Source organism: Streptomyces sp. 130 (assembly GCF_007096885.1).
Lineage (GTDB): Bacteria > Actinomycetota > Actinomycetes > Streptomycetales > Streptomycetaceae > Streptomyces.
In genome coordinates, this window is record NZ_VJNO01000038.1 from 55,828 (window position 1) to 66,623 (window position 10,796).

At 71.6% G+C, this 10,796-nt stretch carries 12 protein-coding genes; 3 read left to right on the top strand and 9 right to left on the bottom strand.

What is annotated here, in order from left to right:
- Positions 1 to 100: 100 nt before the first annotated feature.
- Positions 101 to 376: a glutaredoxin family protein gene (locus FKN01_RS26250; RefSeq protein WP_143624793.1), complete on the bottom strand. Its 276-nt coding sequence runs from the start codon at positions 374 to 376 to the stop codon at positions 101 to 103.
- Between the two features lie 107 nt (positions 377 to 483).
- On the opposite strand from FKN01_RS26250, the gene FKN01_RS26255 reads away from it, so the two are divergent.
- The 3 genes from FKN01_RS26255 (at position 484) to FKN01_RS26265 (ending at position 3,923) form a co-directional block, all read left to right on the top strand.
- Positions 484 to 1,416 carry an HAD family phosphatase gene (locus FKN01_RS26255; protein WP_143624795.1) on the top strand — a complete coding sequence of 311 codons (933 nt, stop codon included), beginning with the start codon at positions 484 to 486 and terminating at the stop codon, positions 1,414 to 1,416.
- Between the two features lie 306 nt (positions 1,417 to 1,722).
- Positions 1,723 to 2,502: an ECF subfamily RNA polymerase sigma factor, BldN family gene (locus FKN01_RS26260; RefSeq protein ID WP_143624797.1), complete on the top strand. Its 780-nt coding sequence runs from the start codon at positions 1,723 to 1,725 to the stop codon at positions 2,500 to 2,502.
- 224 nt (positions 2,503 to 2,726) lie between these two features.
- Positions 2,727 to 3,923 carry a DUF5667 domain-containing protein gene (locus tag FKN01_RS26265; RefSeq protein WP_143624799.1) on the top strand — a complete coding sequence of 399 codons (1,197 nt, stop codon included), beginning with the start codon at positions 2,727 to 2,729 and terminating at the stop codon, positions 3,921 to 3,923.
- A gap of 28 nt (positions 3,924 to 3,951) precedes the next feature.
- Here the strand turns inward: FKN01_RS26265 and FKN01_RS26270 are convergent, their stop codons facing one another.
- From FKN01_RS26270 to FKN01_RS26305, 8 genes are all read right to left on the bottom strand, one after another.
- Complete coding sequence (locus FKN01_RS26270; RefSeq protein WP_143624801.1) at positions 3,952 to 4,977, bottom strand: lysophospholipid acyltransferase family protein; 1,026 nt, start codon at positions 4,975 to 4,977, stop codon at positions 3,952 to 3,954.
- Between the two features lie 15 nt (positions 4,978 to 4,992).
- The gene (locus tag FKN01_RS26275) at positions 4,993 to 6,066 is read right to left on the bottom strand and encodes an NAD-dependent epimerase/dehydratase family protein (RefSeq protein ID WP_143624803.1); all 1,074 of its coding nucleotides are present in this window, start codon (positions 6,064 to 6,066) and stop codon (positions 4,993 to 4,995) included.
- A 138-nt stretch (positions 6,067 to 6,204) separates the two neighbouring features.
- Positions 6,205 to 6,303 (bottom strand): 30S ribosomal protein bS22, encoded by a 99-nt coding sequence (locus FKN01_RS26280; RefSeq protein ID WP_003948845.1) that lies wholly within the window; start codon positions 6,301 to 6,303, stop codon positions 6,205 to 6,207.
- 110 nt (positions 6,304 to 6,413) lie between these two features.
- Entirely contained in the window at positions 6,414 to 6,626 is a 213-nt protein-coding gene (locus tag FKN01_RS26285; RefSeq protein ID WP_143624804.1) for a helix-turn-helix domain-containing protein, read from the bottom strand.
- A gap of 127 nt (positions 6,627 to 6,753) precedes the next feature.
- On the bottom strand, positions 6,754 to 7,569 hold the full coding sequence (locus tag FKN01_RS26290; protein WP_143624806.1) for a phosphatase: 816 nt from the start codon (positions 7,567 to 7,569) through the stop codon (positions 6,754 to 6,756).
- A 97-nt stretch (positions 7,570 to 7,666) separates the two neighbouring features.
- Positions 7,667 to 8,839, bottom strand: a complete 1,173-nt coding sequence (locus FKN01_RS26295) for an acetoin utilization protein AcuC (RefSeq protein WP_143624808.1) — start codon at positions 8,837 to 8,839, stop codon at positions 7,667 to 7,669.
- Positions 8,808 to 10,001, bottom strand: coding sequence for an MFS transporter (locus FKN01_RS26300; protein ID WP_185992993.1), 1,194 nt, complete (start codon positions 9,999 to 10,001; stop codon positions 8,808 to 8,810). Before FKN01_RS26300 ends, FKN01_RS26295 begins: the two co-directional genes overlap by 32 nt.
- Before the next feature lie 42 nt (positions 10,002 to 10,043).
- Entirely contained in the window at positions 10,044 to 10,688 is a 645-nt protein-coding gene (locus FKN01_RS26305; RefSeq protein ID WP_143624810.1) for an HAD family phosphatase, read from the bottom strand.
- Positions 10,689 to 10,796 lie beyond the last annotated feature (108 nt).

Below are 10,796 nucleotides of genomic sequence, written 5' to 3' on the forward strand. Positions count from 1 at the left end.
TCAGCCCGTTGCAGGCCCGAAGGGGGCAAAGCGGTACACACTCCTCACGACTACGCCCCCGAGACCACTCAAAACGCCCACGATGGTAACCGGGTTTCCCTCACGAAAGCAGCGCGCTGCGCAGTCTCGCCGGGTCCACCCGCCAGAACGTGTGCTGTTCGTTATCCACGAGCACCACTGGGATCTGCTCCCAGTACTCCCGGTACAGCTCCTCGTCCAGGGTGATGTCCTTCTCCTCCCAGGAGGCGCCGGTCTCCTCGCAGACCGCCCTGACCACCGCGCGGGCGTCGTCACAGAGGTGACAGCCGGGCTTCCCCACCAGGGTCACCACGCGCTCGGCGGGGTTCTTCTTCCTACGACGCAGCAAGGCACTCATGCCTCTCATTCTCGGGCCCCGTCCCGGAGCGCGCGGACACCAGGAGTTCACACCACGGCACCACGGCGGACCCGGAACGACCGGGCCGACTGGCTATGCTCGACCGCATGGCCGCTCTTGGATGGCTCACCCCGCGCAGGCGCTCCGCCACCGCTCGCAGCGTGCTGGCGGGCGAGGCGGCGGCGGAGGCCGCGCGGAAGTCCTCGCTGGAAGCCGAATCCGCCGCCGCGAAGGCCGCGCCGGAGGAGCCGGAGTTCCCCGTCGTCGGCGACGAACGGGCCGCCGCCTTCTTCGACCTCGACAACACCGTGATGCAGGGCGCCGCGATCTTCCACTTCGGCCGCGGCCTGTACAAGCGGAAGTTCTTCGAGCGCCGCGAGCTGACCCGGTTCGCCTGGCAGCAGGCGTGGTTCCGGCTGGCCGGGGTCGAGGACCCGGAGCACATGCAGGACGCCCGCGACAGCGCGCTCTCCATCGTCAAGGGCCACCGCGTCTCCGAGCTGATGTCGATCGGCGAGGAGATCTACGACGAGTACATGGCGGACCGCATCTGGCCCGGCACCCGCGCCCTGGCCCAGGCCCACCTGGACGCCGGCCAGCGGGTCTGGCTGGTCACCGCGGCGCCGGTGGAGACCGCCACGATCATCGCCCGCCGGCTCGGCCTGACCGGCGCCCTCGGCACCGTCGCCGAATCGGTCGACGGGGTGTACACCGGCCACCTGGTCGGCGAGCCCCTGCACGGGCCCGCGAAGGCCGAGGCGGTCCGCGCCCTGGCGGCGGCGGAGGGCCTGGACCTGACGCGCTGCGCCGCGTACAGCGACTCGCACAACGACATCCCGATGCTGTCCCTGGTGGGCCACCCGTACGCGATCAACCCGGACGCCAAGCTCCGCAAGTACGCCCGCGCCCGCGACTGGCGGCTGCGCGACTACCGCACCGGGCGCAAGGCGGCCAAGGTCGGCATCCCGGCCGCCGCCGGGGTCGGCGCCCTCGCGGGCGGCACGGCCGCGGCCGTCGCCCTGCACCGCCGCCGCCGCTGACCTTCGCCGCGTCCGCCGACGTTCCACGCCCGCGCGCGTCAACACGGCACACCCTTTTCACCGGCCACAACCCGTCGCACCCGCAGACAGATTCCGAAGCAATTCGATCAACAAGCGGTCATGACGCATGACGTGCTGCGTCGAAAAGTTGGCACAGAAGCGACGCAATCGATGATTTATGCAACTGGGCGTAGCGCGCCCTGCACGAAGCGTTATTCTCCTCAGACGCATTCCGGACCCGCCGCTCACTACGACGAGTGACGGTTTCGCACTGCTCGTGATGGAAGCTCTGCCTCTGGGAGTCCCGTGTACCCACACGTCGGGGTTGACGCCTCGGGCCTGGCTACGCTGCGCGCATCAGTAGCCGAACGCATGCGCGGCTTCGTCCCCACCGCGTACGCCGTACCCGCATTCGCCACCCCTGCACCTGCCGGCCCCTGCTACGCCCTGGCCGAACGCGCCGCGGCGGTGGGAAGACGCGGCAACCGCGGGGCGGCGACCACCGCCGCCCCCGTCCGGCGGCCCGCCGCCGACAGCGACAGCGCGCGCATGATGGAGCTCGTCGAGCGCGCCCAGGCCGGCGAGGCCGACGCCTTCGGACGCCTCTACGACCAGTACAGCGACACGGTCTACCGATACATCTACTACCGCGTGGGCAGCAAGGCGACGGCGGAGGACCTCACCAGCGAGACCTTCCTGCGCGCCCTGCGCCGGATCTCCACCTTCACCTGGCAGGGCCGCGACTTCGGCGCCTGGCTGGTCACGATCGCGCGCAACCTGGTCGCCGACCATTTCAAATCCAGTCGTTTCCGGCTGGAAGTGACCACCGGCGAAATGCTCGACGCCAACGAGGTCGCCCGCAGCCCCGAGGACTCCGTCCTGGAGTCCCTCTCCAACGCCGCGCTCCTCCAGGCCGTGCGCCGCCTCAACCCCCAGCAGCAGGAGTGCGTCACCCTGCGCTTCCTGCAGGGGCTCTCCGTCGCCGAGACCGCCCGCGTCATGGGCAAGAACGAGGGTGCGATCAAGACCCTCCAGTACCGCGCCGTCCGCACCCTCGCCCGGCTCCTCCCGGACGATGCCCGCTGACCGCTCCCCCGCCGGGCCGGTCCCGGCGTCGTGTTCCCCACGCACTGGTCCGATCATCTTTCGTGCGTAACCCAAGTGCCGCGCCACTCGTTGTGCCGGTTGCAGGCCCCCTGTCGTCACACCATGTCCGCTGACGCTCACTCGTTCGTGTGGAAGCGCTCAAGGTGTGCAACCTTCCGGATCCCCAGGGGAGTCGACCGTCATGACGAGAGGAGGTGCCGCCAGTGATCGCAAACGTCTCGGCACACCGGCGGGCGAACGCCTTCGCCCAGGCCCTGGAGGAGCAGTCGCTCCCCGGTGCGGCGGCCGTACAGCCCGAGGACCCGGCCGAACAGGCCGACCAAGGACCGCTGTTGGCCCTGGCGAACGGCCTCGGTGAGCTGCCGAAGCCGGAGTTGGACCCCGAGGTCAAAGTGGTGCAGCGAGCCCAGCTCGTCGCCGCCATGGAAGCCATGTTCGCCCAGGGAGGCGCGTCCACGGACCCTACGGTGCCGGGGCAACGGAGCAGGGGCAGCCACCGCGCCTCCCCGCTCCGCAAGCTGCGCCCCAGATCCCGCTGGTCCAAGGGCCTTGCCGCCGGCGGGCTCACCGTCGGGGTGGCCGCCGGCGCCTTCGGCGGAGTGGCCGCCGCCAGCTCCGACGCCCTCCCCGGTGACTCGCTCTACGGCCTGAAGCGCGGCATGGAGGACCTCCACCTCGGCCTCACCCGCGACGACACGGACCGCGGCGAGATCTACCTCGACCAGGCGTCCACCCGCCTCGGCGAAGCCCGCCGCCTCATGGAGCGCGCCCGCTCGGGCCACCTCGACCACGAACAGCTCGCCGAGATCAGGCGCACGCTCAACGGCATGTCGCACGACGCCGCCGAGGGCCACCGCCTCCTCCACGCCGCGTACGAACGGGACGGCGCCCTCGGCCCCATCCAGACCCTGGACTCCTTCTCCCGCTCCCACCGCGGCACCTGGGCCGGCCTCCGCGACCGCCTCCCCGTCCAGCTGACCGACGTGGGCAATCAGGTCAGCTCGGTCTTCGACGCCATAGACGAAGAGGTCGCCCCCCTCCAGTCGCTGTTCCCGCGCGCCCCGGAGAAGGGCCCCGAGTCCCGCCGCTCCGAATCCACCGGCACCGACGCGGCCCCCTCCACCGACGCGCACCCCCCGTCGCCCTCGTCCTCCGCACACCACCAGGACGGCGGTACGGGCCCCAGCACCTCGTCGCGCCCCTCGGACGCCGGCTCCAGTCCGGCGGGCGGCCTGATCGGCGGCTCCACGGACGGCCTCCTCGACCCGCCGTCCCCGGCCGCGCCCAGGCCCTCCGACGCGGCGCCGAGCTCGACGCCGTCGCCGGACATCACCATCCCGCCGCTGCTCCCGGGGCTCATCGGCGGTCTCGGCATCGACGCCGAGGACGAACGGCGCTGACCCGGCCCGCGTGGTGCGGCGGCGGCCGTCAGAAGAAGACCGACCGCCGCTGCACCAGCAGCTTGTACAGCGTGTGCTGGATCTGCTCCCGCACCTGATCCGTCAGGTTGAACATCAGCATCGGGTCCTCCGCCGCCTCCAGCGGATAGCCGTCCGTCGGGATCGGCTCACCGAACTGGATCGTCCACTTCGTCGGCAGCGGCACCGCCCCCAGCGGCCCCAGCCAGGGGAACGTCGGCGTGATCGGGAAGTACGGGAAGCCGAGCAGCCGCGCCAGCGTCTTCGCGTTCCCGATCATCGGGTAGATCTCCTCCGCGCCCACGATCGAGCACGGCACGATCGGCACCCCGGCCCTCAGCGCCGTCGACACGAAGCCTCCCCGCCCGAAGCGCTGGAGCTTGTACCGCTCGCCGAACGGCTTGCCGATGCCCTTGAAGCCCTCCGGCATCACCCCGACGACCTCGCCCTTGCGCAGCAGCCGCTCCGCGTCCTCCGCGCACGCCAGCGTGTGCCCCGCCTTCCGGGCCAGCTCGTTGACCACGGGCAGCATGAAGACCAGGTCCGCCGCGAGCAGCCGCAGGTGCCGGTCCGCCGGATGGTGGTCGTGCACCGCGACCTGGAGCATCAGCCCGTCGAGCGGCAGCGTCCCGGAGTGGTTGGACACGATGAGCGCCCCGCCCTCGGACGGGATGTTCTCGATGCCCTTCACCTCGACCCGGAAGTACTTCTCGTACACCGGCCGCAGCAGCGACATCAGGACCTGGTCGGTCAGCTCCTCGTCGTAGCCGAACTCGTCCACGTCGTACTCGCCGGTGACCCGCCGCCGCAGGAAGGCGAGCCCGCCCGCGATCCGCCGGTCCCAGGCGCCCCGCGCGGGCGCGCCGCCCCCGCCCGGCCCCTCCGGCTCCGGCACGGCGTCCTGGGCGCCCGAGGGCCCCGGCAGGGCGCTCACCGACCCCGTGCCGCGTACCGGGGACCGCCGGCGCGCGGCGCGCGGTGCGCTCCCCGGCCGCGAACGGTCGTCGTCGAACGGAATGACCTTGGCGTCCGCCATCGTCGCTGCGCTCCTCTACCTGGCGCTCGGGGTCGGTTGGGGGCCGTCGCCGGACCCGGCGATCCGGGGCACGCTCGCGGCCACGCGGTCCACGGCCCGGCCCACCGCGCGGGGCGGGAGCAGCCCCGGCGCCCGGCTGCGCGCGAAGGCCGCGAACGTCTCCCCCGTCGTGTACCGGGGCGAGAAGCCCAGCGTCTCGCGCATCTGGACCGTGGAGACCACCCTGCCATGGGTGAGCAGCCGGATCTGCTCCGGCGAGAAGTCCGTCATACCGACGGCCCGCAGCGCCTGCCCGACCCAGGTGACGGCGGGCAGCAGCATCGGCACCGTCGGCCGCCCCAGCCGCCGCGCGCACTGGGACAGCAGCAGCACCCCGTCCCCCGCGATGTTGAACGTGCCGCTGTTCAGCGTCCCGCGCCTGGGCTCGGTCGCCGCGATGGACAGCACGTCCATCACGTCGTCCTCGTGGACGAACTGGAGCCGGGGGTCGTACCCGAAGACGGTCGGCAGCACCGGCAGCGACAGGTAGTCGGCGAGCGGCGAGTCCGCGCCGGGCCCCAGGATGTTGGCGAACCGCAGCACGCACACGGCCACGTCCGGCCGGCGGCGGGCGAAGCCCCGTACGTACCCCTCGACCTCGGCGGCGTCCTTCGCGAAGCCGCCGCCGGGCAGCGACTTGGGCGGGGTGGTCTCGTGGAAGACCGCCGGGTCGCGGGGCGCCGAACCGTACACACCGGTGCTGGACTTCACCACGAGCCGCTGCACGGCCGGGGCCTTCTGGCAGGCGCCGAGCAGCTGCATGGTGCCGATGACGTTGGTCTCCTTGACCGCCGTACGCCCCTGGGCCCCGAGCGCGAAACCGCTGACGTCCAGGTGGACGACGGTGTCCACGGAGTGCTCGGCGAGCACCCTGGCGACGGCGGGCCCGCGGATGTCCGCCTGCACGAAGAGCGCGTCGCCCAGCTCGTGCCCCGGCTCGACCGCGTCCAGGGCGATCACCCGCTCCACGTCCGGATCACGCTGGACGCGCCGGACGAAACGTCCGCCCAGCTGCCGGGCCGCTCCCGTGACGAGCACGACCTTCCCCAAGATCAGCGCCTTCCGTCGGTCTCCCGCATTCGGTCGGTCAGGACGTCACCGTAACCGGTGGACACCCCCCGCACACAGCACCGCAGCCCTCCCGCCGGGAACGGCGGAAGGGCTGCGGATTTCACGAACTGCGTTCGCTTACTTCTTGTTGCGACGCTGAACGCGCGTGCGCTTGAGCAGCTTGCGGTGCTTCTTCTTCGCCATCCGCTTGCGCCGCTTCTTGATAACAGAGCCCACGACTACCCTCGCTCACTTCTTCTTCACTGGTGCGGGGCGTCTGGGCCCACACGACCTACGTCGGCCTAGCCTACCCGCCACCGCGTGAGGGACGTAATCCGAGGGGAATGTCAGGCCGATGCCACCCCCACGAAGGACTCGCGCAGATACTCGTGAACCGCTTGCTCCGGCACCCGGAAGGACCTGCCCACCCGGATCGCCGGCAGCTGACCGCTGTGCACCAGGCGGTACACGGTCATCTTCGACACCCGCATGACCGAGGCGACTTCCGCCACGGTCAGAAATTTGACCTCGCTCAGAGGACTCTCGCTGTCAGCAGCCATGACTCACCTGTACCTTCCGCACGAGACGCGCACCGGCTTCCCCTCCGGTGACTCTTCGTCGTTGTGCGCTCACTCCACAGATTAGGGGCGGGTGGTGCGAGTGGGGAAGAGGAGAGACGATCGGCCGCTACTGTGACAGACAGGCGCGATTGAGTACATAGCGCGTGAGCGGCAGGTAGTACGCGGACCGCACCGCGTCGTCCAGCGGAACCGCCACCGCCACCCGCCCCTCGGCCTCCCCGACGAACAGCGCGGGATCGTCCGTATCGGCCAGGCCGATCGCCTCGATACCGAGCTGACCTGCCCCGCAGACCCACCCGTGGTCCCCGACGACCAACTCCGGAACGGGCCCGCGCCCGGCCGCGGCGGCATCCAGCGCGACCCGCACGGGCAGCGGCGAATGGGAGTGTGCGCCGGTGCCACCACCGGCCACCCCCGCGCCGGGTTCACGCACCAGCGCGACACCCCGTACGTAGTCGAGGCTGTACGTGCGTACGCCAAACCGAGTCGTTATGTCGATACATCGCCCCTGCGCCGGGGTGAGGACCGGGCAGCCCGCCGTCGACAAAGCGTCTGCCAGCGCCGCGTAGAAACCGATCAGCCGGTGCGGATGCCCCGTGCCGAACAGCACCGGCACCCGCCGGGCCGCCGCGTCCGCCAGCCGTACGGCGAACGCGTCGAGCCCCGCCACCGTCCGCTCCGGATCGATGACATCGGGCCCCGACACATGCGCGGGATCGTCCGAGACGCCGCACCTGTCCGCCATCAGCTCCAGCAACTCGCGCTCGCCCCAGCCCCGTTCGGGGTCGAGGCCGAGCGTCACCCGGGGGTCCCTGGCCGCGAACAGCCGATAACTCCGCAGGCTCACCTCACGCGAGGTGGCCACGGGCCCGGCCAGCCGGGCCGCCAGCAGATGCGCACGCAGCGCTCCGGTGCTCAACACCCCACCGATGCTGCCCCACCCGGCCCGCCCAGGGGCCAAAAGCCCGATTACGCCCCACAGTCGGCGTAAACCGTGCTCGCCCCCGTAACCGAACCGCTCAGGTCAGCAGCCCCCGCAGCGGGAACGCCGCCCGCCGCGTCGCGAGGATCGCCTGGTCCAGCCGGTCCGCCGGGTCGTACCCGTCCTCCCACGGCGACCAGGACGGGGTCCGCCCGTCCGTCATCCGCGCGGGCCCCAACTGCCGCGTCCGCGCGTACACCTCGTCCCGCCACGACGACGGGATCACCGACTCCGGGTCCACCGGGGCGTGCGCGGCGATGCCCACCAGGTGCGTCCAGGACCTGGGCACCACATCCACCACCGCGTAGCCCCCGCCGCCGAGCGCCACCCAGCGCCCGTCGTCGGCGTAGGTGTGCGCCAGGTCGTGGCACGCGGCCATCACCGAGCGCTGCGCGTCCAGCGAGACCGCCAGGTGCGCGAGCGGGTCCTCGAAGTGCGTGTCCGCCCCGTGCTGGGTCACCAGCACCTGCGGCCGGAAGTCCGCCAGCAGCTCGGGCACCACCGCGTGGAACGCCCGCAGCCACCCCGCGTCCCCGGTCCCGGCCGGCAGCGCCACGTTGACCGCGCCGCCCTCGCCGCTGCCCGCGCCGGTCTCCTCCGGCCATCCGGTCTGCGGGAACAGGGTGCGCGGGTGCTCGTGCAGGGAGACCGTCAGGACGCGGGGGTCCTCCCAGAAGGCTGCCTGCACGCCGTCGCCGTGGTGGACGTCGACGTCGACGTACGCGACGCGTTCGGCGCCCAGCTCCAGGAGCCGGGCGATGGCGAGCGCCGGGTCGTTGTAGACGCAGAAGCCGGCCGCGCCGCCGGGCATCGCGTGGTGCAGCCCGCCGGTGAAGTTCACGGCGTGCCGGGTCTCGCCGCGCCAGACCGCCTCGGCGGCGGCCACGGACTGCCCGGCGATCAGCGCGGACACCTCGTGCATCCCGGCGAACGCGGGGTCGTCCACGGTCCCGATGCCGTACTTCTGGTCGGCCGAGCGGGGGTCGGCGGACGCGGCCTTCACCGCCGCCACGTAGTCCGGGCGGTGCACGAGCCGCAGCGTGGAGTCCCCGGCCGGCTTGGCCGCCACCACGTCGACCGCCCGGTCGAGGCCGAAGGCCCGCACCAGGCCCATCGTCAGGGCGAGCCTGACCGGGTCCATCGGGTGGCTCTCCCCGAAGTCGTAGCCCGTTACTGCGTCATCCCACATCAGCTGTGCGCGGCCGCTCATGCCCGCCACCGTATCGGGCGGATTCCGCGCCGAACGACTTGGCGTACAGGAGCGTCGCCAGCACCAGCACCGTCGGGACGAGCATGGCGCCCCGGTAGCTCCAGGCGTCCCCGAGCGCCCCGACGAGCGGGGAGCCGACGAGGAAGCCGACGTAGTTGAAGACGTTCAGCCGCGCGATCGCGGTGTCGCTCGCCCCGGGGAACATCCGCCCGGCCGCCGCGAAGGTCTGCGGCACGATCACGCACAGCCCGAGCCCCAGCAGGGTGAACCCGAGCATCCCGGTCCACGCCCCGCCGGCCACGGCCACCACGGCGAACCCGCCGGCCGCCAGCACCGCCCCGCACCGCACCACGGCCACCGCACCGAACCGCCGCACCCCGAGGTCCCCGACGGCCCGCCCCAGCAGCGTCGTCACCATGTAGACGTTGTACGGGACGGTGGACAGCTGCTCCGAACTGCCCAGCACGTCCTGGAGGTACTTCGCGCTCCAGTTGGAGACCGTCGAGTCCCCTATGTACGCGAACGCCATGACCAGGCACAGCGGCAGCAGCAACCGGAAGGAGACCGTCCGCCCGGCCGCCCCCTTCTCCGGTGACTCCTCGCCGCCCTCCACGTACCACCGGCTCCCGACGAAGGCCGCGGGCAGCATCACCACGACCGCCGGAAGGTAGGAGGCCGGCAGCGACAGGTCCCAGTGCGCCCCGGCCCAGGCCATCGAGGCCCCCGCGATCCCGCCCAGGCTGTACGCGGCGTGGAACCCGAGCATGATGGAGCGCCCGTACGCCCGCTGGAGGCTGACGCCCATCATGTTCATGGACGCGTCGAGCGCGCCGACGGCTAGACCGAACACCCCGAGCGCGAGGGCGGCCTGCCAGAGTTCGCTGCCGGCGCCGGCGCCGAGGAGCGCGAGGAGGACGACGGGCTGCGTCCACCGCAGGACCACCCGGGGCCGTACCCGGGCGACCACCTTCTCGGTGAGCACGCTGCCCACCCCGGCCAGGATCGGGACGGCGGCGAGGAACACGGGCAGCAGGCCGTCGGATATCCCGTACCGGTCCTGGATCGCGGGGATGCGCGTGACCAGCAGGGCGAAGGTGGCCCCCTGCACGAAGAAGCTCAACGCGAGGGACGCCCTGCCGTGCCGCAACCGTGCATCTGTCATGGCGGCGAGCGTAGAGCCAGTCTCTACCCGTGGGTAGACGCGTCAGGCAAGCAGTTCCGGCAGCTGGCTCATGTCGGAGAAGTACCCGGTCACACCAGTCAGCCGGTCCGCGGGCATCATCGACGTGAACCCGTAGACGTCCATGCCGGCGGCCCGGGCCGCTTCGACTCCGAGCGGGCTGTCCTCGATGACGACGCACCGCTCGGGCGCGACCCCCATGCGCTCGGCGGCGAGGAGGAAGAGGTCGGGCGCCGGCTTGCCCCGGCCGACGTCCTCCGCGCTGAAGATCCATTCCTCCTCGAACCACTGGTCGAGCCCGGTCTTCCGGTGGCTGACCCGGATGCGCTGGTGGCTGCTGGAGGAGGCGACGCAGTACGGGACGCCTTCGGCGACCAGCTTGCCCAGCAGGTCGTCGATGCCGGGGACGGGCTCCAGTTCCTCTTCGAACGCGGCGAAGACCCGCGAGTGGAGGGTGACGTCGAAGTCCTCGGGCAGCTCGGTCCCGGTCCGCTCCTGGACAAGGTCGTGGACGCGGTGCACGGCGGACCCCATGTAGTCCCGCAGGGACTCCTCGTACGAGGTGGGGTGGCCCAGCTCCGTGAGGTAGCCGGCCAGGATGGTGTTGGAGATCGGCTCGCTGTCCACGAGCACACCGTCGTTGTCGAAGATGACAAGTTCGTAGCGCATGGCACGACTTTAGAGGGTCGGAACGCGAAAAAGCCCCGTGCCACAAGGGCACGGGGCTCTTCCTAAAAGGAGTTCGGCGGCGTCCTACTCTCCCACAGGGTCCCCCCT

Coding starts and splice junctions, on each gene's coding strand:
- FKN01_RS26255 (WP_143624795.1), top strand. CDS start 484: ATGGCCGCTCTTGGATGGCTCACCCCGCGCAGGCGCTCCGCCACCGCT.
- FKN01_RS26295 (WP_143624808.1), bottom strand. CDS start 8,839: ATGAGCGGCCGCGCACAGCTGATGTGGGATGACGCAGTAACGGGCTAC.
- FKN01_RS26300 (WP_185992993.1), bottom strand. CDS start 10,001: ATGACAGATGCACGGTTGCGGCACGGCAGGGCGTCCCTCGCGTTGAGC.
- FKN01_RS26305 (WP_143624810.1), bottom strand. CDS start 10,688: ATGCGCTACGAACTTGTCATCTTCGACAACGACGGTGTGCTCGTGGAC.
- FKN01_RS26270 (WP_143624801.1), bottom strand. CDS start 4,977: ATGGCGGACGCCAAGGTCATTCCGTTCGACGACGACCGTTCGCGGCCG.
- FKN01_RS26250 (WP_143624793.1), bottom strand. CDS start 376: ATGAGTGCCTTGCTGCGTCGTAGGAAGAAGAACCCCGCCGAGCGCGTG.
- FKN01_RS26285 (WP_143624804.1), bottom strand. CDS start 6,626: ATGGCTGCTGACAGCGAGAGTCCTCTGAGCGAGGTCAAATTTCTGACC.